Below are 21,894 nucleotides of genomic sequence, written 5' to 3' on the forward strand. Positions count from 1 at the left end.
GGGAGTCACCGGGTTGAACGCGAAGCAGGAGTACCGACCGGCGTATCAATTGAGCCTGGTCGACCCCTCTGAGTTCTGGCGCACCGCGGCCGAATCCATCAGCTGGGATGTACCACCGACCCAGATTCTCGACTCGAATTCGCGGCCGACGGCCCGCTGGTTTCCGGACGCTCGCCTCAACACCTCCTACAACGCGCTGGATCGGCATGTGCGCGAGATCACACCCTCGGAGGACGGTTCCGACAGTCCGGAGGGGGGTCGCGCTAATCAGCCCGCACTAATATACGACTCCGCTATGACGGGCACCAGGCGTGTTTACACATACGCACAACTCCTGGACGAAGTCGCCCGATTTGCCGGATCCATGGTGCGACTCGGTGTGCGTACCGGCGATCGAGTCGTCATATATATGCCGATGATTCCCGAGGCCGTCATCGCAATGCTCGCCTGCGCCCGCATCGGCGCGGTGCACTCGGTGGTCTTCGGTGGTTTCGCGGCACACGAACTGGCCGCCCGCATCGACGATGCGGAGCCTGTGCTGATCGTCACCGCCTCCGGTGGCCTCGAACCCGGCCGCCGTATCGAGTACCCGCCGATCGTGTTGCAGGCGTTGGATCTCGCGGAGACCACCGCGCCCCGCAATGTGCTGGTCAAACAGCGCGACGGCTTTCCGGAGCTGCGCTTTCCGGCCACCCAGGCCGCCACCGAACATCTGCCGGACTCCTCGCAGACCGTGGCCGCGCACTGGCTGGACTGGGACGAGGCCATCCGCGATGCCGAACCGGCCGAACCGGTCTCGCTCGCCGCGACCGATCCGCTGTACATCCTCTATACCTCCGGCACCACCGGAAAGCCCAAGGGCGTGGTGCGCGACAACGGCGGGCACGCGGTCGCGCTGGCCTGGTCCATGCGCAATATCTATGACTTGGACGCCGGTCAGGTCATGCTCACGACCTCCGATATCGGCTGGGTCGTCGGGCACTCCTACATCGTGTACGCGCCACTGCTGGTCGGCGCGACCACCATTCTTTATGAGGGTAAGCCGATCGGAACCCCTGACGCGGGCACCTTCTGGCGGCTGATCGACGACTACAAGGTGGATGTCATGTTCACCGCGCCGACCGCGCTGCGCGCCATCCGCCGCGCCGATCCGGAAGCCGCGCTGGCCCGGCGGCACGATCTCTCCTCGCTGCGCGCCCTGTTCTGCGCCGGTGAGCGGCTCGACCCGGCCACCTATGAATGGTCGGTCGATACCCTGCTCGCGGAGCGGCCGGACTGCCCGGTGGTGGATCACTGGTGGCAGACCGAGACCGGCTGGCCCATTTGCGCCAATCCGCTCGGGCTGCAACAGCTTCCGATCAAGGCCGGTTCCGCCTCGGTGCCGGTGCCCGGATACCGGCTGCGGGTGCTGGACTCCGAAGGCAATGCGGTACCGCCGAATACCGAGGGCAATATCGTCATCGGGCTGCCGCTGCCGCCCGGCACGCTGACCACACTGTGGCGGGACAACGCGCGCTTCGAACGCTCCTATCTCTCCGCGTATCCCGGGCACTACCTGACCGGTGACTCCGGTTTCTTCGACGAGGACGGCTACCTGTTCGTCCTGGGCCGCAGCGACGATGTGATCAATATGGCCGGACACCGTCTGTCCGCGGGCGGGATCGAGGCCGCCATCGCCGGACATCCGCTGGTCGCCGAGACCGCGGTGGTCGGGGTGGCGGATGAGCTGAAAGGCCAGCGGCCCATCGGATATGTGGTGCTCAAGGCCGGGGTCGATATCGATGCCGAGCAGCTGCGCGCGCAGATCATCGCGCGGGTTCGCGAGCGGGTGGGTGCCATCGCCACCCTCTACGACGTGGTCCTGGTGACCTCGCTGCCGAAGACGCGTTCGGGAAAGATCCTGCGCCGCACCATGCGTCAGATCGCGGCGGGCGAAACCTATGAGGTACCGCCCACCATCGAGGATGTCGCCATGCTGCCCACGCTGGAGAAGCAGATCCGCGATGCCGTGACCCTGATGGAGGACAAGGAGCGCATCGCCGCCGCCGATGCCGCCGCCACCACACCCTTCCGCCGCATCGATCCCAACGCGCCCGGCGGACCCGCCGCCACACCCGCCGGAGATCCGGCACCCACCAGCTGACCGGGGCGAATCCGGTCACCCACAAGGTTTTCTCAGAGATCGTTCACGCGACTCCCATGGCGATGGCCTAGCGTCCGTGGCATGAGTCTCGTCCGTAATCGCCGGATCGCCGCAGTCCTCGGGGCCGGTGCCCTCGCCACGATGGCGATCGCATTGGTTCCCGCCACCGCCTCCGCCGGCCCGCTGGATCTGGCCGCGCCCCTACTCAATTCGACCTGCAGCTTCGCGCAGGTCGATGCCGCCCTGCACGACAAGGCCCCCGCCCTGGCCTCGATCCTCGACCAGAACCCCGCGCAGAAGGCCGAATTGAAGGCCAAGTTCGACCAGTCCCCCGCCCAGCGCCAGGCCGAGTTCGACGCCTACGTGCGCGACAACCCGGATGCCGCCAACTCCGCCACCAGCGACCCGCGCGCGGGTGGAATCGCCGCCACGATCCAGACCGTCGCCGACACCTGCCACAACTACTGACGTAACGGCTGCCAGAATGGAGCCCGTGGTCGAACGCGGAGAGATTCCGACTGTCCTGGTCGTCGACGACGATGAGGACGTTCTCGTCTCCGTCGAACGCGGGCTCCGGCTCTCCGGCTTCCGGGTGGTCATCGCCCGGGACGGGGCGCAGGCCCTGCGCGCGGTGAACGAGACCTCGCCCGATGCCGTTGTGCTCGATATGAATATGCCCATCCTGGACGGTGCGGGCGTGGTCACCGCACTGCGCGCCATGGGCAATGAGGTGCCGATCTGCGTACTGTCGGCGCGCAATTCGGTCGACGATCGGATCGCCGGACTCGAATCCGGGGCCGACGACTACCTGGTCAAGCCGTTCGTCCTGGCCGAACTGGTGGCGCGCATCAAGGCGCTGCTGCGGCGGCGCAGCGATACCCCCGCCTCGACGGTGCCCGGTGCAATTACGGTGGGGCCCTTGGAAGTTGATGTCGCCGGATATCGCGCGCTATTGCACGGCAACGAAATCGAGCTCACCAAAAGAGAATTCGAACTGCTCTCCACCCTGGCGCGCAGTGCCGGAGTGGTATTGAGCCGGGAACGACTACTGGAGTTGGTGTGGGGCTACGACTTTGCCGCCGACACCAATGTGGTGGATGTCTTCGTCGGCTATCTGCGACGCAAAATGGAGATCGACGGCACGCCCCGGCTACTGCACACCATTCGCGGCGTCGGATTCGTCTTACGAGCACCGAAATGACGCCATGAATCGCCTCCGCCGTCCCCGCCGCCGCTCGTTCTCATTGCGAGCGCGGGTCGCGGGCGCGGCCGCCCTCGGCGCGACAATCATTGTGGCGGCGCTGAGTTGGTTCACCATGTACGCCATCGAGCGCAATAATCTCGCCCAGGCCGATCAGCAGCTGTCCGTCACCTCTCGGGTGGTACTCATCGAACCGGTGCTCGCGGTGACCGTGCTGGGCGTGCTCGGGCCGACCAACGATATGGCGCTCACCGTGCGCAATGCCGACGGGTCACTGGCCAGCACCTCGGTGCAGCTGCCACCGCTGCCGGTCGGTAATCACACCGTCGCGGTGGCCGGCAATACCTATCGGGTGCTCACCACCACCCAGAATCAGCCCTCGGGACGTGTTGTCTCCCTTGGCATTCCGACCACCGAGAACGAGAAGACCACCGCCGCGCAACGCCGCTGGGTGCTGTGGGCGGCACTGATCGCCGTCGCCGCGGCGGCCGGACTGGGCTGGCTCTTCGGCGGGCGCGCGGTCCGGCCCATCGAGAGTCTCACCCGGCAACTGGACCGGCACAGCGAACCCGGCGGGCCGCTCCCCGTCGAGGGGCACGGCGTCCGGGAATCCGAACAGCTCGCCGACGCGGTCAACACCATGCTGGAGCGCATCGACCGAGCACAGGCCGAGACCGCCGCCGCGCTGGAGACCGCACGCGATTTCGCCGCCGTCTCCGCGCACGAACTGCGCACACCCCTCACCGCCATGCGCACCGACCTGGAGGTGCTGCGCACCCTCGACCTGGACGAGGCCCAGCGCGCGGAGATCCTGACCGACCTGCATCGCGGCCAGAACCGGGTGGAATCCACCCTGGCCGCACTGGAACGGCTCGCGGCGGGCGATCTCACCAATGCCCGCGATCACGTGGCCACCGATGTGGCCGAATTGGTCGACGCCGCCGCGCACGACGCCAATCGGCACTTCCCGAATCTGAAGGTGCGCATCGATACCGATGCCGAGCTCGTCACCCGCGGCCTGCCGACCGGGCTGCGACTCGCCATCGACAATGCCCTCGCCAATTCCGCGCGACACGGTGGCGCGACCGACGCGCTGGTCTCCGCGCATCGAGATCCCCACGGGCACATAGTCATTTCGGTCGACGACAATGGGCACGGTATTCCCGCCGACGAACGTACCGCGGTATTCGAACGCTTCGCGCGCGGCAGTCAGGCCGCCAAGGGCGGATCCGGGCTCGGACTGGCATTGGTGGCGCAGCAGGCCCAATTGCACGGCGGGCGTGCCTATTTCGACGATGGACTGCTCGGTGGCGTGCGCCTGGTACTGGAATTGCCGAATGCGCCGGTCTTTACCGAACTCTCAGACAAACGTCAGAGCTGACCGCAATTCATACCAGTACGGTCTTAACGGTGTTGGGAAAACGTCGCGTCCTGGTCCTGTTCACCATGCTGCTGGCCGCCGCGGTCGCGGCCGGTGCGGTCGCCTACCTGCGGATGTCACCCGCGCCGACCGGGGTGGCGCTGATCAACGGCGATACCGGGCCGACCGGGGCGAAAATCGCACGGGCATTGCAGGACAGCGGAACTCGCGACTGGAGTGTGGTCGACTCGGCGAGTACCGACGACTACGCGGTGATCATTACCCTGCCCACCGACCTCTCCGCCGATATCGCCTCGCTCGGTACCGATAAGCCGCGCAAGGCGGAGGTCACCGTGACCACCAATAACCGCGCCGACGCGAATATCGTGAACGACGCGGTCAATGACGTCACCAAGCGGATCAGCGCATCCGGCATGGACACCCTGTTCGCGTCCATGAACAACGCGCGCGGGCAGATGCAGCAGGTCGCCTTCACCACCACCCTGCTGAACGCGGGCGTGCAGGCCGCCGCCGACGCGTCCCAGCAGTTCGGCTCCGGGGCAGATGAGATGCTGGCCTTCCTCGATCAGGCGAAAGACGGTGCGGGACAGATCACTTCGGCGATCACCGAGCTGAACGCCACGGTCTCGGCCGCCACCACGCAGGCCGATGACCTTGCCACCGCCCTGGATTCGACCGGGGTCACGGTCGGGCAGGTCTCGCAGGCCGCGAATCAGTTGAGCACCGGTATCAATGCCATTGTGCCGCTGCTGCAGGGGCTGCCGTTCGCGGGCGATCCGCAGCTGGCGAGCATTATCAGCCAGCTGCAGGGGTTGCAGACGGTCGCGAATCAGGCCGGGACGCAGCTCAATGGGGTGGGCGACCTGGTCGGTATCACCGTCACCCCGGATACCCAGCTCGGTCAACTGCTGCGGTCGGGGGCGTCGCGCCTGGGTGACGCGAGCGCGCAGTTGAATCAGGGCGGTCAGTTGGCCGCGAGCATTCCGGCGCTGGCCGATCAGGGCAAGACGCAGTTGCTGGGCGCGCTGCACGCGCTCACCTCCGGGGTGACGCAGTTGCAAACCGTCACGACCACGCTGGGCAATCAGGCCACGCAGGCGTTGAACGCGCTGCCGCAGCGCGGTGTCCCGCAGCAGTCGGCGATCGCTTCGGCACTCTCCGATCCGGTGGATATCGTCCGCAAATAAATGTTGGCAAACAATCAGCAACACATCGGCGGTTTGCCCGGTTAAGATCAACTCCGATTTGCTCTAATCGATCTTGTTTTGACGCTCCAGCCTGACCCGCGCCACGGCTCCACCCCACAGCGCCCCGGTACCGGAGAGGAAACGATTGTGAGCATGCTGCTGGCCGCGCACGACATGTACGGCACAGTCCTGGCCCAGATGGGCAATCCCACGGCCGAAACCCCGCCCATGGCCGACAAGATGATGAAGATGTTCCGCTACTTCACCTGGTTCACCCAGATGTCCGGCATTGCCGCCATCACCTACGGCGGCGGCAAATTCGCCTGGGAGAAGTGGGGCGGCGGAGCGAGCTCCCCCAAAATGGTCGCCAACGCCATGCTCGGCGGTGCCACCGCCACCAGCGCCGGCACCATCATGAACTCCATCATCGGCTCCTAGCGCCTGGGCGGGGTCTTCCATCCCCACCTACAACCGCGCCCGCCTCGCGTAAGTGAGGCGGGCGCATTGTTTTTCGCGCTGGCGAGGGCGCAGAGCCTAGCTCAGCACGTCCAGCAGGTCGATGACGAAGACCAGGGTCTTGCCCGACAGGTGGTGTCCGGAGCCGGCGGAGCCGTAGGCGAGCTCCGGCGGGATGGTGAGCTGGCGGCGTCCGCCGACCTTCATGCCCGGAATGCCGTCCTGCCAGCCCTGGATCAGGCCGCGCAGCGGGAAGGTGATGGACTCGCCACGGTTCCAGGAGGAATCGAACTCTTCACCACTGTCGAACTCGACGCCCACATAGTGCACGTCGACGGTATCACCCGGCTTCGCCTCGGCGCCGTCGCCCACGACGAGGTCCTTGATGACCAGCGTGGCGGGCGCGGGCCCGTCCTGGAATTCGATAAGCGGCTTGCTCATGGGCAGTCCTCTTCGATAGGGGATCGGATCGTCAATCACCTTATGCGGTGCCCCGCACCGACCATGAACGACGTCGCGCGAGAATGTCCCGGTGGCCGAAGTGATCGATATCGACGACCCCGCCGACCCGCGCGTCGCCGATTTCCGCGACCTCAGTAATGCGGACCGGCGACCGGACCTGCCCGGCGGAAAAGGATTGGTGATCGCCGAGGGCACGGTTGTGGTGGAACGCATGCTGACCTCACGATTCGCGCCCTTCGGATTACTCGGGGTGGCACGCAAATACGAGATTCTCGCCGAGCAGTTGGCGGCCGTCGACGTGCCGTATTACCGCGCGACGGCCGAGGTGATGGCGGAGATCGTCGGATTCCATCTGAATCGCGGTGTGCTGGCAGCGGCGCGGCGGCCCCCGGAACTCACCGCCGCGGACATACTCGCGAACGCGCGGACGGTGGCCGTACTGGAGGGCGTGAACGATCACGAGAACATCGGCTCGATCTTCCGTAACGCGGCGGGACTCGGCGCGGACGCGGTGCTGTTCGGCGACCGCTGCTCGGATCCGCTGTACCGGCGTTCGGTGCGCGTCTCCATGGGGCATGTGCTGCGCATTCCCTTCGCACCGCTGCCCGACCTGCCCGATGGCCTGAATACCCTGCGCGACAAGGGTTTCCAGATTATCGCCCTCACCCCCGATCCCGCGGCCGACACCCTCGCGCACGCCATGACCGGCGACCGGGTGGCCCTGCTGCTCGGCGCGGAGGGTCCGGGCCTGACCGAGGAAACCATGCGCGCCAGCGATATTCGCGCTCGCATCCCCATGACACCGGGCACCGATTCCCTTAATGTGGCCACCGCCGCCGCCATGGCCTTCTACGAAAGAGTGCGTGCCCAGTGAGCTATCCGCCCGATGGACCCTATGGATACGGATACTCCGAGCCGACACCGTGGGCGTCCGGTATCGCCGTCATCGCCTTCGTGGCGTTGCTGAGCGCGGCCGGGGTCTATGCCTTCGGTGAGGCACTGGCGCGTATACACCCCATCCTGTCGGTGGCCGTGAATCTCATTGCGGTGGGCGGTGTTACGCCGACCGCGTGGCGCTGGCGCTTTCAGCCGGTGACGCGCTGGGTGATCGCCGGGCTGGGTGCGGGCGTACTCCTCGGCTGGATTGCCTTGCTGGCCTGAGTAATTCCGGGCCGGGTAACTCAGGACACCCGGTCCTTACCGCGCAGCCAGCCGAACAATCCGCGTTTGCCATTGCGTTCCGCGGTCACCGGTGCGGCGGGTTCGTCGAGTGCGGGGGCTTCGCCCTTGGGGAACAGCGAGAATCCGCACACTTCGATTTGATCCGGGGTGAGCGCGTCCTCGGAGAATTTGCCGCGATACCGGAAGCCGAGCCACTCCTGATTGGCGGCGCCCGCGAAATCCGGTGGGTCGAACGGTAATAACTGGGGGTCCGTCAATTCCCCGGGCTCCAATTCGATCGGGTACTCCCCCGCCCAATACGGCCGCTCCCATACCTGGGGCATGCCCTCGTCCTCAAGAATATTGACGCGGCTGGCGCTGAAGGATCGGCGGAATTCCCCGCGCTCCCATTCGGCGAACGCACCCCAGCCCAGCGAGAGGTCGTAGGAGACCAGGTAGGTGTGCTCGGAGGCGAGCGGACGGACCAGCAGCTCAGGCAATTTGGTGGGGCGCGGCAATGCGGCCCGGGTGGAGCAGACCACGGTCACACCGGGATAGCAGCCGATATAAATGGATTCGGGATCGGGCCCCGCCCACACCTTCATGGTGCCGGAGGCGGCGGGCACCACATCGCGGTCGGGATGGAGTTGACGCGCCAGCGCCCAGGCCGCTGCCGGATCCGGTCCCGGGTGCGCGCGCAGCACTCCGACCGGATCGGAGGCGTCGACGTACCAGAGGGACGAGACTGTGGATGGCAATTCGCACCTCCCGAATTCTCAAAAATCTACATCTGGCAAATTTTGAGCAACATTCGGTGACCGTTAATCGACATAGGCGCGGACCGCCCCGGCAATCACCGCCACCACTACAAAATCTACCCCCGCCACGGCCGAAATGTCGCTGTTGCGGGAGGTCTTCCCCGGCGCGGCGAACTCCCCGCCGCCTGGGGATCTTCGGACAATTCAGTCATTTGGCCGATTTTCGCGGTTGCGCTCGGACACATCCGCACCGATCAGGAAACCTCGGTCGGCGGCAATCGACAACAGCCACCGTGACGCAGCAGATTTCGTGCGATAGCAAACTTTCAGCATTCAATCTGTAGTCGAATGCGCGAACTCCAGCCACACACAGCCGTTCCGCACCCATCGCATCGCGGGGGCGGGACGCGGTCAGTGACCGGAGCTGCGCACGCCTAGGAGCACATCTTCCCAAGACGGCATGGGGGCCTTACCGCCACGCTTCGCGCGATTGGGCTTCTGCGCGGGCTTGGCGGCCGGTTGCGCGGCCGGAGCGGCAGCGGCCGGGGTAGCAGCGGCCGCGGGGGCGGCAGGTGCGGCCGGTTCCGCCGGAGCGGGCTCTTCGACCGGAGCCGGAGCGGGAGGGGCCGGCGCCGCCGGAGCGGGCGCGGTCTGCGCCGGGGCCGTATACGCGGGAGCCGTCTGCGCCGGAGCCGAATGTGCCGGGGCCGCAGGCGGAGTCGTGACCGGAGCCGTCGGGGTGGCGACCGGGGCCGCGGCCGCGGCGGCGACCGCCGGAGCGGGCACGGTGCCGTCACCGACAGCGGGGCGCTGCTCGTAGTAGCCGTCCATGGACTGCTGGCCGGCGACCCGGGCCGGCGCGGATTCGTACTCCGCGCGCTCCTCGCGGGGCGCGGGTGCGGTGGTACGTGGCGCGGGAGCGGGCTCCGGAGCCAGGGGTTCGTTCTGGTCCGGCAGGATGGTGGCGAGCCCGCGCAGGGCCCGGCCGAAGTCGGGGTCGATCAGATCCGAGGCCGGATCATCGAGCGGCACAACCGAACCGCCGTGCGCGTCGGGCTGGTAGCGCCAGTGCGCGGCAATGACCGAACGACCGGCCTGCCACTGCAATTGCGCGACCCAGTAGGCCTTCTCGTCCTTCCAGGCATCCCATTCGGCGGACTCGATGGTGTGGCCGCGCTCGGCGAAGGCCGCGGAGACGATCTCGATGAGGGTCTCGACGGCGGGGCCGTCATTGCGCACCGGATGCGCCTTCTGCGCCAGCTCGGCGGCCCGGGCACGTTCCAGGAGAACGGGATACGCGAAGCGCTCCACTCGACTGGCGGGCATACCGGACTCTTCGGTCACCTGCTCGACCGAGGCACCGGCACGGATTCGAGCCTGGATATCGCGAGGGCGCATCGTGGCTTCCGTTTCGATCTCGATTTGGCCGAATCGGGCAAGATCTCCGCGGGCAGCGGCGCGCAGTTTGTCATCGGCGGGCAGCCGGTACTTCTGACCACTCTCGGTATCGATGCACACGATATGTGTGGAATCGGGCGTCAATCCGATTACTCGAAGTTCACGCACCGTTACCTCCTTGTCACTGCGTCGAACACAGTGCTGCGTCTACACAGCGGTCAGGCTCGCGACACCGCCCACGTTCTGGAACAGTAGTGCACTTCTGTGATTCATGGGGCGAGACACGCGGCGCGGAAATCTGTCGCCAGAGTCCCGCGCCGCATACTGTGTCTAAGTTTCGGGATCAGCCGATCTGCTCTACGACCCAATCGATGCAGCGGGTCAGCTGCGACACATCCTCCGGATCGATCGCCGGGAACATACCGACACGCAACTGGTTACGGCCCAGCTTACGGTACGGCTCGGTATCGACGATTCCGTTGGCACGCAATACCTTCGCAACCTGTGCGGCATCCACCGAATCATTGAGGTCGACGGTGCCGACCACCTGCGAGCGATGCGCCGGGTTCACCACGAAAGGCGTTGCGAATTCGCTGGTCTCGGCCCAGTTGTACAGACGCGAAGAGGAATCCGCGGTGCGCTTCACGCACCAATCAAGTCCGCCATTGCCATTCATCCATTCGATCTGATTCGCGAACAGCAACAGCGTGGCGAGCGCCGGGGTGTTGTAAGTCTGGTCCTTGGTGGAGTTATCCACCGCGATGGGCAGCGACAGGAATTCCGGGGTGAAACGACCGGAGTTCTTGATCTCCTCGACACGCGCCAGCGCGGCCGGGCTCATCAGCGCGATCCACAGGCCGCCATCGGAAGCGAAGCACTTCTGCGGTGCGAAGTAGTAGACATCGGCGTCGGCCATATTCACCGGCAGACCGCCCGCGCCGGAGGTGGCGTCGATGGCGATCAGCGCGTTCTCCGAACCCGCGGGACGCGAAACCGGAATGGCGACACCGGTGGAGGTCTCGTTGTGCGCCCAGCCGATGAGGTCGACCGACGGATCGGAGGTGGGCTCGGGCGCGCTGCCCGGCTCCGCCTTGACCACGATCGGGTCGCCGATGAACGGGTTGGCCTTGGCGACCGAGGCGAACTTGGAGGAGAACTCGCCATTGGTCAGGTGCAGCGACTTCTCACGGATCAGGCCGAAGGCGGCGGCGTCCCAGAACGCGGTGGTGCCGCCGTTGCCCAGCACGACCTCGTAACCGTCGGGCAGGGTGAACAATTCGCGCAGGCCGGAACGCACCCGGGCCACCACGTCCTTGACCGGCTTCTGCCGGTGCGAGGTACCGAATACGGAGGCGCCGGTATCCACCAGGGACTGCAGCTGTTCGGGACGCACCTTGGAGGGTCCGCAGCCGAACCGTCCGTCGGCGGGCTTGAGATCGTCGGGGATGGTCGGGAACGCAGAGGTCATGGCGACAAGGGTAGTTGCTGCGTATCAGCCCCGAAACGAGTGGGTCGACCCTGGAACACGTTCGGCGCGCGGGCTCCGGCAAACAACGGGTATCGCTGTGGTGCGAGCCACACAGGCACTACCGTTCAGCAGCATGAACATGGCCGCGCACGAGCGACCTGGATCTCCCCTCGGCACACCCGCCGCGGCCTCGAAATCGGCCGGTACACAGGGTCTTACCGTGGTCGAGGCGGGCCGTCGCACGGAACCGGAGCCGCGTCCCGGGCTGCTGCGCCGGTTGGCCGGACTACGGCTGTCCTCCCAATTCGGCTCGCACGGGCTCGTCCGCCGGGGTCCGGCCCTCGATGATGCCGCCCGCCGGGAGCTGCTCATGCACGGCGCCGAAGGCACCGCGACCATCCTGAGCGTTCGCTCCGAGGCCGGGAAACCCCCGGCCCGGAGTATCGACCCCGCGCCACAATTCGCGGACCCGCGCCCCGGGCCCGGCCAGGAGTTCTGGGTGCGTATTCAGCTCGAGGGCCGGAACGCGTACGAGACCCGCGTACGCCAGCGCGTCAATGCCCCTGACCAGGAATGGATGCAGCCCGGCGATGTGGTGTCCTGCCGCGTCGACCCCGGCGACCATGACCGCGTGGTCCTCTACGTGCCCGCCGTCGAGGAGGCGAGCCGCACCAATATCGCCAAGATCTTGGCCGACGGCCGCCGCGCCCGCGCCACCGTCCTGGCCACCACGCCCGTAGCCGCCGACTACACCGGCCGCGACGACCCGGTACTGCGCCTGGACCTGGAACTGCGCGCCTGGGACGAACCCTCCCCCTGGCGAGTCCGCATCATCGCGCCCGTCCCGCTGCCCGCCCTGGAATTGGTCGATCTGGGCGGCCACCTGGAAGTCGCCTTCTTCACCGTCGACCACGGTGAGTCCGTGACCGTCGACTGGTATGCCTCGCACCGTCCCGACTGACAATCACCAGCCTGCGCACACAACACCCCCGCTATCGCAGCGCACGCAACACCCGGCCATCCCAGAGCGCGCAACATCCCGCCATTCCGGCGTGCTTGTGGCCGGGATCCACAGGACCGAGTGGATTCCGCCCCCTACGGGAGTCGCACGAACTGGAACCCGTTGCCTTTCAAGGCGGTCAGGGCCGCGTACATCCCCGGACCGGTCCCGGAGTTGGGGCGGTGCATATGGGCGAGGGAGATGCCGCCGGGTTTGGCCTTCATCATGTTCGCTTGTACCTGAGCGGCATTCGAGGTCGCGCCGGAGTCGGCGTTGAGCGAGTAGCCGACGGGGGTTTCGCCCAGGTCCTGGACGATGGCCACCGCCAATTCGTCGTAATGGGCGGTGCCGCTGCGGAAGAAGCGGGGCGCGCGCCCGACCAGCTTGGTGAGGCGTTCGTGATTGCCCCAGACCTCGTCCACGGCCTCCTGCGGGCTGCCGGTGCCTTTGATCTCGTAGGCGGGACGGCCGTTCACCGAGAGCGGCCGGTGCGCGGTGCCGTGATTGGCGAGTTCGAAGAGCGGGTTGGCGGCGAGTTGGGCGGCGCGCACCTGATTCGCGTCGATCCAGCGTTTGTTGAGGAAAAGGGTCGCCGGAAGCTGCTGTGCGATAAGCAGACTCAGCAGATTCTCGTCGATATCGTTATTGCCCGGACCGCCGCACGCGTCGAAGGTGAGCGCGAATTGCCTTCCGGCGGTGTCGAAGTTGGTGCGGATGCCGGAGATATCGGTGCCCCACTGCTGCGGGTTCTTCCCGGCGTATTTGGCGGCCACCGCGTCCGGGCCCACTCCGCCGTGCGCGAGCGGCAGGTCGGCGGAGGCCAGGCTTTTGTCCGCACGGTTCAGCGGCGGTTCGAGAATGCGGTCGTTACCGCTGGCTCTCCCGCAGCCGGCGGATATATAGCCGGCGGCCATGGCCGCACCGACGGTGAGCAGACGTCTCCGCGAAAGTCCTGCATCGAGCACCTGGGCAGGTTATGCCAAACGCAACCCGACACCCAGGATTGAAATCAGCGTTGTTCGGACCTTCGCGGCCTCGCAACCAATTCACCACGACAATTCGGACAAATGTAATTCATTGTTCGGCCGCAGGGTTCGCAGAACGTGCACTCGAAGGAGCAGATGACCGCCGGACCGTCCGCGGGCAATTCCACTGCTTCGCAACGTTCGCAACGCGTCCGCATCTCCAATGCCATGTCGCACCTCCATGTTTCACTCTGCCGAACCCCGGCGCGCCGGCACCACGCGAGTGCTCCAGACTGTATCGGCCCAGTCACCTTGTCCGCCGGTAGCCAATCGGCGGCAATCGGGGGGTGCCCGGTACCGCTCCCCCTTGCGGTATCGGCCGTTTCGACTCGCAACAAGGAAGTACATGACCTACCCGAACAACCCGTATCCGCCGCAGCAGCCCGGATACGGCTATCCCCCACAGCAACCGCAACCTGGATACGGCGGCTACCCGCCCCAGGACGCGCAGCCCGGCTACGGCTATCCCCAGCAGCCCGCACAACCCGGCTACGCACAGCCCGGGTACCCGCAGCAACCGCCCGCACAGCCCGGATTCCCACCGCAGGGTGCCGCGCAGCCGGTCTACGACTATGCCCAACAGCCTTACGGCGCAGCACAACCCGGCTATGGCGGCTACTCCCCCTACGGCGCGCCGCAGCTGCCGTACGCGAGCTGGGGTGCGCGGGTGGGCGCGTACCTGCTCGACATGCTGATGTTCTTCGTGCCCGCGATCATCCTTCAGGTGCTGGCCGGCACCGCCGGCTCGGATACGCCCGACTGCTCGTCCTACTACAACAACAACACCTACAGCTCGACCCACAGCTATTCGGCGGGCTGCACCTCCGGTGGACTCAATGCGCTGGGCATCATCTGCGTGCTGCTGGCGTTCGCGCTCTTCGTGGGCGCCGTGCTCTTCCTGGTCTACCGCGAGGGCACCACCGGCCAGACACCGGGCAAGAAGATCGCCGGCATTCGCCTGGTGCGCGAATCCACCGGCCAGCCGGTGGGTTTCGGTCTCGCGCTCGGCCGCAAGATGCTGCACGCGGTGGACAGTTTCGCCTGCTACATCGGCTGGTTGATGCCGCTGTGGGACAGCAAGCGCCAGACGCTGGCCGACAAGATCGTCAACACCATCGTGGTGAAGGTCTAGTCAGCCGGGTACGAAACAGTGTGGCCCGCAGCGGAATCCGCTGCGGGCCACGAACTGTATGGGGGCGTTGCCTATTCGGCCGCGCGCGCCGGAATCACTTGCGGATGACGGTGTCCCAGCCGACCACGGTCTCGGGCAGGCGGGGGGCCGGGCCGGTGTAGATGGCGGCCGGGCGGACCAGCTTGCCGAGCTGCTTCTGCTCGAGGATGTGCGCACACCAGCCGGCGGTGCGGCCACAGGTGAACATGGCGGGCATCATGTGCGCCGGCACCTCGGCGAAGTCCAGGATGACCGCGGCCCAGAATTCGACATTGGTCTCGATGGCGCGGTCCGGGCGGCGCTCGCGCAGTTCGGCCAGGGCGGCCTGCTCGAGTGCGGCGGCGACCTCGTAGCGCGGGGCGGCCAGGCGCTTGGCGGTGGCGCGCAGCACGCGGGCACGCGGGTCCTCGGCCCGGTAGACCCGGTGCCCGAAGCCCATGAGCTTCTCCTTGCGGTCCAGGATCCCCTTGACCAGAGCCCGCGCGTCACCGGACTTCTCGACCGCTTCGATCATCGGCAGCACGCGGGCCGGGGCGCCGCCGTGCAGCGGGCCGGACATGGCGCCGATCGCACCCGACAGCGAGGCGGCGACATCGGCGCCGGTGGAGGCGATGACGCGGGCGGTGAAGGTGGAGGCGTTCATACCGTGCTCGGCGGCGGACACCCAGTAGGCGTCGATGGCCTCGGTGTGCTTGGGGTCCGGGTCACCCTTCCAGCGGGTCATGAACCGCTCGGTAATGGTGGTGCACTCGTCGATCTTCTTCTGCGGTACCGCGGGCTGGTAGATGCCGCGCGCCGACTGGGCGACATAGGACAGCGCCATGACCGAGGCACGCGCGAGATTGTCGCGGGCGGTGGCGTCGTCGATGTCCAGCAGCGGCTGGTAACCCCAGATGGGGGCGAGCATGGCGAGCCCGGCCTGTACGTCGACGCGCACGTCGCCGGTGTGGATCGGCAGCGGGAACGGCTCGGCCGGCGGGAGGCCGTGCCCGAATTCACCGTCGACCAGGAGGGACCACACGTCACCGAAGGTGACCCGGTTCGCGACCAGGTCGTCGATGTCGACGCCGCGGTACCGGAGCGCGCCGCCATCCTTATCCGGTTCGGCGATATCGGTGGTGAATGCCACCACGCCTTCTAGACCGCTGACGAAATCAGCTGGGATGACAGGGCTGGCCGCAGCGCTGGCAGTCATGTTGTGACTCTCCTTGCAAATCGGGCTGCCCGATCCATGGGCAGCCACGCCGATCACCTATGACCTTAACGCGCGCATTACTGCGGAGTAACGTCTGGCCCATGTCCGACCAGGAGAATTACGCCACTTCCGACCTCGATATCGCGGCCCTGCGCGTGGAGTACGGAGTCGACGCCGGCGACAATCATCCGGGACCGGAGACCGACCTCGACGAGAGCTGGCTGGCGGACGGCTGGGAACCGTTGCTACGCAACTGGATCGAGCACGCCACCGGTGCCGGACTGACCGACGCCAATGCCATGGTGCTGTGCACCGTCGAGATCACCGAGTCGGGTCCGCGGCCGTCGTCGCGGAGCGTGCTCTGCAAAGGACTCTCGCCCGAGGGTGTGACTTTTTACACGAATTACGAATCGTTCAAGGGGCGGCAACTGACCGCGACACCGTATGCGTCGGCCACTTTCGTCTGGCCCGCGCTCGGGCGGCAGGTGACGGTGCGCGGTCCGGTGCGCCGGGTCACGCCGGAGACCACCGCGGTCTATTGGCAGTCCCGCCCGCGTGATTCGCAGCTCGGGGCGTGGGCCTCGCTGCAATCCCGGCCGATCGCCTCGCGCGAGGAGCTGGACCGCCAGCTCACCGCGGTGACCTCTCGTTTCGAGGGCGTCGATCCGATTCCGGTGCCGCCGCAGTGGGGTGGATTCCTGTTGCAGCCGGAGTACCTGGAGTTCTGGCAGGGCCGCCGCAGCCGCATGCACAATCGCATTCGCGTCATTCTGGAGCCGGGCAATACCGACACCGCGGCCATGAAGATCGAGCGTTTGCAGCCCTGACCAGCATGATCGCAATACTTCGGCGCGTGGGTTTTCTCACGTCCGAATCATGGGACGACCGTGAATAAAGGCTAGTCACACAGCAATTCATCCCATTAATGTCACGGCGGTGAAGCTGCTCGCCGATATAACCCCCTTACGCAACGCCGATTACCGGAGGCTCTGGACCACCGGCATCGTCACGGTGATCGGCGCGCAGCTCTCGGTCGTAGCGGTGCCCAAGCAGCTGTACGACATCACGCACAGCTCCTCCTATGTCGGACTGGCCGGACTCTTCGGCCTGATTCCGCTCATCGTGTTCGGCCTGTGGGGCGGTGCGCTCGCCGATGTGATGGACCGGCGCAAACTGCTGCTGATCACCAGCGCCGGCACCGGGCTGACCGCGCTGGCCTTCTGGGGGCAGGCGGCGGCCGGACTGAACAATCCCTGGCTGATCCTGATTCTCTTCTCGGTACAGCAGGCGTTCTTCGCGGTGAATCAACCCGCGCGCAGTGCCATCTACCCGCGGCTACTGCCGGAAGATCAACTGCCCGCGGCCAATTCGCTGTCCATGACCGTCATGCAGTTCGGTGCGATCGCGGGACCCGTGGTGGCGGGCATGCTGATTCCGGTCAGCGGGCTCTCCACGCTGTACCTGCTGGACTCCATCGCACTGCTGGCCACCCTGTGGGCCACCTGGAAGTTGCCGCCGATCCCGCCCACCGGTGCGGCCCGGCGCGCTGGTCTGCGTGAGGTCCTGGACGGCTTCGTCTACCTGGCGACGCAGCGAATCCTGTTGGCGTCCTTCGCCGTAGACCTGGTCGCCATGGTCTTCGGTATGCCGCGCGCATTGTTCCCGCAGATCGCGCAGGACAGTTTCGGCGATACCGCGAGCAGTGGCCACGCCCTCGGCCTGCTGTTCGCGGCCATGTCGGTGGGTGCGGTGCTGGGTGGCGTCTTCTCCGGCTGGCTGTCCCGAATTCGCCGGCAGGGCTTGGCCGTTGTGGTGCTGATCGTGCTGTGGGGTGTGGGCATGGTGGGCTTCGGCCTGGCGGTCGGCGCGGCCGGGCACAGCCTGAGCACGACGGTGGCGCTGTGGATCGCATTCGCGTCCTTGGCCTTCGGCGGTGCGGTCGACATGTTCTCGGCGGCCTTGCGCACCACAATGTTGCAGTCGGTGGCCACCGATGAAATGCGTGGCCGGTTGCAGGGCGTGTTCATCGTGGTGGTGGCGGGCGGACCCCGAATCGGTGATGTTGCACACGGTTTCGCGGCAGCGGCGGTGGGAACCGCGGCGGCGGCCGCGGGCGGTGGCGTGCTCGTGGTGATCGGGATGGTGATCTCGGCGCTGGTCTTCCCGGCCTTCGTTCGCTACCGGGTGGCGCGGGCGCACGCCGAAGTTCCCGCCTGAGCATCCGATAAGAATTTTCCAAGGACTTCGCAAAGACAGCCCCCTAATTTCAAGTGCATCACCAGCACAGGACCTATCGGATGCACGGGGAAACATCATGCTGAAGCCCTTCACGACCAAGGCCATCACCGCCACCATCGCCATGGCAGCCATCGGCTTCGCCGGACTCGTCGTTCCGGCCCAGGCGAACGCCTCCGGCACCACCTGGGGCGCGATCGCCGTCTCCGACGAGGGCAATTGGCATGCCTCCTGGAACTATTCGACCAAAGAGGACGCCAAGTCCGAGGCGCTGAACCGTTGCAACGGCCACAATTGCGAGGTGCTGGTGGCCTTCACCGACTGCGGTTCGATCAGCCATTCCCGCAGCCAGCACCAGTACGTCGGCCGCTACGGCGCGACCCGCGAGGAGGCCGAGGACCGCGCTCGTGTGGCCTTCGATTCCGAGATAATCAAGACCGTTTGCAACGACTAGCGCGTAACCTGCGGGGCCATCGGAGCGGTTCATGCTCATAGCGCATGACCGCTCCGATCCTCACATCGCGGCCATGTGACTGTGAGGTAGCAAAGGGACACCCTCGTTAGTCGGGCTTACCGGACAGCGACTAGCGTTGAAGCAAGCGCGTCGTGCGCCACCGCGCCGATGCCTATGGTTTCAAGCCTGAGAGGGATCCTTCCGTGCCCGCTGAGAACATCATCAACGTCGACGACGACGCCAAGCCGGTGCTTAGCTACCCCGGCGGTGAGTACCCGATGACCGTTGCCAAGGCCGTCGAGGGCAACGACGGGATCGACCTGGGCAAGCTGCTGGCCAGCACCGGGTACGTCACCTACGACCCCGGTTTCATGAACACCGCGTCGACCAAGTCGGCGATCACCTACATCGACGGTGAAGCCGGCATCCTGCGCTACCGCGGCTACCCGATCGAGCAGCTGGCCGGTAAGTCGACCTTCATCGAGGTCAGCTACCTGCTCATCTACGGTGAGCTGCCGACCCAGGCCCAGCTCGACGACTTCACCGACCGGATCCGCCGGCACACCCTGCTGCACGAGGATCTCAAGCGCTTCTTCGACGGCTTCCCGCGCAACGCGCACCCGATGCCGGTGCTGTCGTCCGCGGTGAACGCGCTCTCGGCCTACTACCAGGATTCGCTGGATCCCCGCGATCCCGAGCAGGTCGAGCTCTCCACCATTCGACTACTGGCCAAGCTGCCGACCATCGCGGCGTACGCCTACAAGAAGTCGGTCGGTCAGCCGTTCCTGTACCCGGACAACTCGCTGAGCCTGGTCGAGAACTTCCTGCGCATGACCTTCGGCTTCCCGGCCGAGCCGTACGAGGTCGACCCCGAGGTCGCCGCGGCGCTGGACATGCTGCTCATCCTGCACGCCGATCACGAGCAGAACTGCTCCACTTCGACTGTGCGCCTTGTCGGTTCGTCCGACGCCAACCTGTTCACCTCCGTCTCCGGCGGCATCAACGCGCTCTGGGGTCCGCTGCACGGCGGCGCCAACCAGGCCGTGCTGGAGATGCTGGACGAGATCAAGGCGAACGGCGGCGACGTCAAGGAGTTCGTCCGCAAGGTCAAGAACAAGGAAGACGGCGTGAAGCTCATGGGCTTCGGGCACCGCGTCTACCGCAACTACGACCCGCGCGCCGCCCTGGTCAAGAATGTCGCCGACACCATCCTGCAGAAGATCGGCGGCGACGATCAGCTGCTCGATATCGCCAAGGCTCTGGAAGAGGCCGCGCTCACCGATGAGTACTTCATCGAGCGTCGCCTGTACCCGAACGTCGACTTCTACACCGGCGTCATCTACCGCGCCATGGGCTTCCCGACCCGCATGTTCACCGTGCTGTTCGCCATGGGCAGGCTGCCCGGCTGGATCGCGCACTGGCGCGAAATGCACAGCGAGCCTTTGAAGATCGGCCGTCCGCGCCAGATCTACACCGGCCACGCCGAGCGCGACTACCGCGGCATCACCGAGCGCTGAGCTGCTTCGCGTAGTTCCTGACATCGAACCCGCCTCCGGCACAACGGAGGCGGGTTTCGTCATCTCGGAAGTCGTTCCCGCAGAGGGGTTTCGGCAGTGTACTGCGGTTGCAAGGACTTGTTAAGAAGATCATCAGTACTGCCCGGCAAAGTAGTTCTTACGAGATCGAGACGATCTCGACCGGGGGGACGTCACCGGGGAGGGTGACGGTGGTACCGGGGGGCGTCACTGGGGAGGGTGGCGATTCGGAGGGGACGTCACCGGGGAGGGTGACAGAACTGGGGGGCCGCCACCGGGGGGTGGCGGAGTCGGGGGGACGGCGAGGCGCGGGGAGGCGCACCGCCGGGGGGATACAGGGGCGAGTGGCGTCACCCGAAGCAGTCGGGGGCGGGTGACGCCACCCGGGGGAAAACCGAATGCGCCGGGGGGCGGATTCATGGGATGGTCGAGCCATGGCACTTGCGAATGGCATTACCCTGCGTTCGGCCACCGAGAGCGACTTACCCGCCATTGTCGAGCTGGCCGAGGTCTGCTTCGGAATGCGCTACGACCAACCCGAGATCGACAATATGCCGGGCCTGTTCCCGACCGAGCGCGCGATCGTGGCGGTCGACGACGGGCAGATCGTGGGCCACACCGTGGACCGCACCATGACGGTCACCGTGCCCGGCGAGGCAACCATCCAGGCGTGTGGCGTCTCCGCCGTCACCGTCGCGCCCACACATCGGCGACGCGGCATTCTGCGGGCGCTCTACACCGAGCAGCACGCCCGCACCGAGGCCGAGGGCGTTCCGCTGACCATGTTCACCGCCAGCGAGGGCACCATCTACGGCCGCTTCGGCTATGGTCCCGCCACCGCGGGAACCACGGTCACCATCGACCGCAAGCAGGCCGAATTCCGTTCCGGTACACCGGATCCCGGTGGCGTTCGGACCGCGAAACTCGCCGACTCGCACGACCATCTCCGTGAGGTGTACGACCGCTGGCGGCGGCTGGTCCCCGGCGCTCAGATCCGGCCGGAGGCCAATTGGAATATGTGGTTCGCCGACCCGGAGCGCTATCGCGACGGCGCGTCGACGCTCTTCGCGCTGACCCATCCGGACGGTTATGTGCTGTACCGGCGGCAGTGGGTCGAGCACGAGTCGATCGCCTCCGTGGCCGAGTTCCGCGCGGTCACCCCGGAGGCGCATATCGCGCTGTGGCGGGTGCTGCTCAGCCTCGATCTGCTGGACCGGCTGGAGGTGGACCTCACCGATGACGATCCGCTGCCGTGGCTGGTGACAAATCCGCGGCTGGTGCGTACCAAACACCGTTTCGACGGGCTGTGGGCGCGGATCATGGATGTGCCGCAGGCGCTCTCGGCGCGCACCTACCGCACCGACCTGGATCTCGTACTGGGCGTGGCGGATCCATTCCGGGACGCGGGTGGCACCTTCGCGCTGCGGGTCCGGGACGGTGTGGCCGAATGCGAGCCGACCGCTCGCCCGGCGGATCTCGAACTCGGTATCGATGTGCTGAGCAGCCTGTACTTCGGCGCGCATCGGGCGCGAGTCTTCGCCTCCGCCAATCGAATTCACGCGAAGGACGCGGCCGTACTGCGCGCCTTCGACAGCGCTTTCGTCGGTGATCGTGATCCGGAGTTGGGCTGGTTCTTCTGAGCCTCGGCGAAAACGGCTGGGCGG

22 protein-coding genes are annotated in these 21,894 nt (G+C 66.4%); 15 read left to right on the plus strand and 7 right to left on the minus strand.

The genetic code is table 11. The features are described from left to right. The first annotated feature begins 13 nt into the window (after window positions 1-13). The 6 genes from GFY24_RS28840 to GFY24_RS28865 all read left to right on the plus strand — a co-directional run bounded on the left by GFY24_RS28840 (window position 14) and on the right by GFY24_RS28865 (window position 6,350). Window positions 14-2,143 carry an AMP-binding protein gene (locus tag GFY24_RS28840; protein ID WP_153808264.1) on the plus strand — a complete coding sequence of 710 codons (2,130 nt, stop codon included), beginning with the start codon at window positions 14-16 and terminating at the stop codon, window positions 2,141-2,143. An 81-nt stretch (window positions 2,144-2,224) separates the two neighbouring features. Then, window positions 2,225-2,611 carry a hemophore-related protein gene (locus tag GFY24_RS28845; protein WP_153808265.1) on the plus strand — a complete coding sequence of 129 codons (387 nt, stop codon included), beginning with the start codon at window positions 2,225-2,227 and terminating at the stop codon, window positions 2,609-2,611. Between the two features lie 25 nt (window positions 2,612-2,636). After that, window positions 2,637-3,344, plus strand: a complete 708-nt coding sequence (locus GFY24_RS28850; RefSeq protein WP_309231455.1) for a response regulator transcription factor — start codon at window positions 2,637-2,639, stop codon at window positions 3,342-3,344. A 4-nt stretch (window positions 3,345-3,348) separates the two neighbouring features. Further along, window positions 3,349-4,725: a sensor histidine kinase KdpD gene (locus GFY24_RS28855; protein ID WP_153808267.1), complete on the plus strand. Its 1,377-nt coding sequence runs from the start codon at window positions 3,349-3,351 to the stop codon at window positions 4,723-4,725. Window positions 4,726-4,754: 29 nt separating this feature from the next. Continuing rightward, the gene (locus GFY24_RS28860) at window positions 4,755-5,912 is read left to right on the plus strand and encodes a hypothetical protein (protein ID WP_309231456.1); all 1,158 of its coding nucleotides are present in this window, start codon (window positions 4,755-4,757) and stop codon (window positions 5,910-5,912) included. A gap of 153 nt (window positions 5,913-6,065) precedes the next feature. Next, a complete protein-coding gene (locus GFY24_RS28865; protein WP_153808316.1) occupies window positions 6,066-6,350 on the plus strand; it encodes a hypothetical protein in 285 nt (94 codons plus the stop codon). A 96-nt stretch (window positions 6,351-6,446) separates the two neighbouring features. Here the strand turns inward: GFY24_RS28865 and GFY24_RS28870 are convergent, their stop codons facing one another. Further along, window positions 6,447-6,809, minus strand: a complete 363-nt coding sequence (locus tag GFY24_RS28870) for an FKBP-type peptidyl-prolyl cis-trans isomerase (RefSeq protein WP_153808268.1) — start codon at window positions 6,807-6,809, stop codon at window positions 6,447-6,449. A gap of 91 nt (window positions 6,810-6,900) precedes the next feature. Between GFY24_RS28870 and GFY24_RS28875 the strand changes: the two genes are divergently transcribed. Together GFY24_RS28875 and GFY24_RS28880 are read left to right on the plus strand one after the other, a co-directional pair. Continuing rightward, on the plus strand, window positions 6,901-7,704 hold the full coding sequence (locus GFY24_RS28875; protein WP_309231457.1) for an RNA methyltransferase: 804 nt from the start codon (window positions 6,901-6,903) through the stop codon (window positions 7,702-7,704). After that, window positions 7,701-7,991 (plus strand): DUF2537 domain-containing protein, encoded by a 291-nt coding sequence (locus GFY24_RS28880; protein WP_309231458.1) that lies wholly within the window; start codon window positions 7,701-7,703, stop codon window positions 7,989-7,991. Before GFY24_RS28875 ends, GFY24_RS28880 begins: the two co-directional genes overlap by 4 nt. A gap of 20 nt (window positions 7,992-8,011) precedes the next feature. Here the strand turns inward: GFY24_RS28880 and GFY24_RS28885 are convergent, their stop codons facing one another. From GFY24_RS28885 to serC, 3 genes are all read right to left on the minus strand, one after another. Beyond that, on the minus strand, window positions 8,012-8,749 hold the full coding sequence (locus GFY24_RS28885; RefSeq protein WP_153808269.1) for a DUF6928 family protein: 738 nt from the start codon (window positions 8,747-8,749) through the stop codon (window positions 8,012-8,014). Window positions 8,750-9,160: 411 nt separating this feature from the next. Further along, the gene (gene sepH, locus GFY24_RS28890; protein WP_309231459.1) at window positions 9,161-10,315 is read right to left on the minus strand and encodes a septation protein SepH; all 1,155 of its coding nucleotides are present in this window, start codon (window positions 10,313-10,315) and stop codon (window positions 9,161-9,163) included. A gap of 175 nt (window positions 10,316-10,490) precedes the next feature. Then, window positions 10,491-11,615: a phosphoserine transaminase gene (serC, locus tag GFY24_RS28895; RefSeq protein ID WP_153808270.1), complete on the minus strand. Its 1,125-nt coding sequence runs from the start codon at window positions 11,613-11,615 to the stop codon at window positions 10,491-10,493. A gap of 133 nt (window positions 11,616-11,748) precedes the next feature. Here serC and GFY24_RS28900 point away from each other — a divergent pair, with 133 nt between their 5' ends. Continuing rightward, window positions 11,749-12,576: a hypothetical protein gene (locus GFY24_RS28900; RefSeq protein WP_228566735.1), complete on the plus strand. Its 828-nt coding sequence runs from the start codon at window positions 11,749-11,751 to the stop codon at window positions 12,574-12,576. A 134-nt stretch (window positions 12,577-12,710) separates the two neighbouring features. On the opposite strand, the gene GFY24_RS28905 is transcribed toward GFY24_RS28900, so the two are convergent. Both GFY24_RS28905 and GFY24_RS28910 read right to left on the minus strand, forming a co-directional pair. Continuing rightward, window positions 12,711-13,580: a polysaccharide deacetylase family protein gene (locus tag GFY24_RS28905; protein WP_309231460.1), complete on the minus strand. Its 870-nt coding sequence runs from the start codon at window positions 13,578-13,580 to the stop codon at window positions 12,711-12,713. Window positions 13,581-13,624: 44 nt separating this feature from the next. Beyond that, entirely contained in the window at window positions 13,625-13,810 is a 186-nt protein-coding gene (locus GFY24_RS28910; RefSeq protein WP_153808271.1) for a DUF1272 domain-containing protein, read from the minus strand. Between the two features lie 176 nt (window positions 13,811-13,986). On the opposite strand from GFY24_RS28910, the gene GFY24_RS28915 reads away from it, so the two are divergent. Further along, window positions 13,987-14,772: an RDD family protein gene (locus GFY24_RS28915; RefSeq protein WP_153808272.1), complete on the plus strand. Its 786-nt coding sequence runs from the start codon at window positions 13,987-13,989 to the stop codon at window positions 14,770-14,772. A 94-nt stretch (window positions 14,773-14,866) separates the two neighbouring features. Here GFY24_RS28915 and GFY24_RS28920 read toward each other — a convergent pair whose 3' ends face one another. Next, window positions 14,867-16,006 carry a citrate synthase 2 gene (locus tag GFY24_RS28920; protein ID WP_153808273.1) on the minus strand — a complete coding sequence of 380 codons (1,140 nt, stop codon included), beginning with the start codon at window positions 16,004-16,006 and terminating at the stop codon, window positions 14,867-14,869. A 101-nt stretch (window positions 16,007-16,107) separates the two neighbouring features. Between GFY24_RS28920 and pdxH the strand changes: the two genes are divergently transcribed. The 5 genes from pdxH to GFY24_RS28945 all read left to right on the plus strand — a co-directional run bounded on the left by pdxH (window position 16,108) and on the right by GFY24_RS28945 (window position 21,870). Then, complete coding sequence (pdxH, locus tag GFY24_RS28925; protein WP_153808274.1) at window positions 16,108-16,833, plus strand: pyridoxamine 5'-phosphate oxidase; 726 nt, start codon at window positions 16,108-16,110, stop codon at window positions 16,831-16,833. Window positions 16,834-16,942: 109 nt separating this feature from the next. After that, entirely contained in the window at window positions 16,943-18,223 is a 1,281-nt protein-coding gene (locus tag GFY24_RS28930; RefSeq protein WP_309231461.1) for an MFS transporter, read from the plus strand. 97 nt (window positions 18,224-18,320) lie between these two features. Next, window positions 18,321-18,695 (plus strand): DUF4189 domain-containing protein, encoded by a 375-nt coding sequence (locus tag GFY24_RS28935; protein ID WP_153808275.1) that lies wholly within the window; start codon window positions 18,321-18,323, stop codon window positions 18,693-18,695. 203 nt (window positions 18,696-18,898) lie between these two features. Beyond that, window positions 18,899-20,212 (plus strand): citrate synthase, encoded by a 1,314-nt coding sequence (locus tag GFY24_RS28940; protein WP_084514680.1) that lies wholly within the window; start codon window positions 18,899-18,901, stop codon window positions 20,210-20,212. A gap of 452 nt (window positions 20,213-20,664) precedes the next feature. Continuing rightward, window positions 20,665-21,870 (plus strand): GNAT family N-acetyltransferase, encoded by a 1,206-nt coding sequence (locus GFY24_RS28945; RefSeq protein WP_153808276.1) that lies wholly within the window; start codon window positions 20,665-20,667, stop codon window positions 21,868-21,870. Window positions 21,871-21,894 lie beyond the last annotated feature (24 nt).

The organism is Nocardia sp. SYP-A9097 (assembly GCF_009649815.1).
In the GTDB taxonomy this organism is placed as follows: domain Bacteria; phylum Actinomycetota; class Actinomycetes; order Mycobacteriales; family Mycobacteriaceae; genus Nocardia.

What these genes read in the sequence shown, in the direction of transcription:
- GFY24_RS28845 (WP_153808265.1), top strand. Translation starts at nt 2,225, where the DNA reads ATGAGTCTCGTCCGTAATCGCCGGATCGCCGCAGTCCTCGGGGCCGGT.
- GFY24_RS28855 (WP_153808267.1), top strand. Translation starts at nt 3,349, where the DNA reads ATGAATCGCCTCCGCCGTCCCCGCCGCCGCTCGTTCTCATTGCGAGCG.
- GFY24_RS28865 (WP_153808316.1), top strand. Translation starts at nt 6,066, where the DNA reads ATGCTGCTGGCCGCGCACGACATGTACGGCACAGTCCTGGCCCAGATG.
- GFY24_RS28870 (WP_153808268.1), bottom strand. Translation starts at nt 6,809, where the DNA reads ATGAGCAAGCCGCTTATCGAATTCCAGGACGGGCCCGCGCCCGCCACG.
- serC (WP_153808270.1), bottom strand. Translation starts at nt 11,615, where the DNA reads ATGACCTCTGCGTTCCCGACCATCCCCGACGATCTCAAGCCCGCCGAC.
- GFY24_RS28900 (WP_228566735.1), top strand. Translation starts at nt 11,749, where the DNA reads ATGAACATGGCCGCGCACGAGCGACCTGGATCTCCCCTCGGCACACCC.
- GFY24_RS28910 (WP_153808271.1), bottom strand. Translation starts at nt 13,810, where the DNA reads ATGGCATTGGAGATGCGGACGCGTTGCGAACGTTGCGAAGCAGTGGAA.
- GFY24_RS28915 (WP_153808272.1), top strand. Translation starts at nt 13,987, where the DNA reads ATGACCTACCCGAACAACCCGTATCCGCCGCAGCAGCCCGGATACGGC.
- GFY24_RS28920 (WP_153808273.1), bottom strand. Translation starts at nt 16,006, where the DNA reads ATGACTGCCAGCGCTGCGGCCAGCCCTGTCATCCCAGCTGATTTCGTC.
- pdxH (WP_153808274.1), top strand. Translation starts at nt 16,108, where the DNA reads ATGTCCGACCAGGAGAATTACGCCACTTCCGACCTCGATATCGCGGCC.
- GFY24_RS28935 (WP_153808275.1), top strand. Translation starts at nt 18,321, where the DNA reads ATGCTGAAGCCCTTCACGACCAAGGCCATCACCGCCACCATCGCCATG.
- GFY24_RS28945 (WP_153808276.1), top strand. Translation starts at nt 20,665, where the DNA reads ATGGCACTTGCGAATGGCATTACCCTGCGTTCGGCCACCGAGAGCGAC.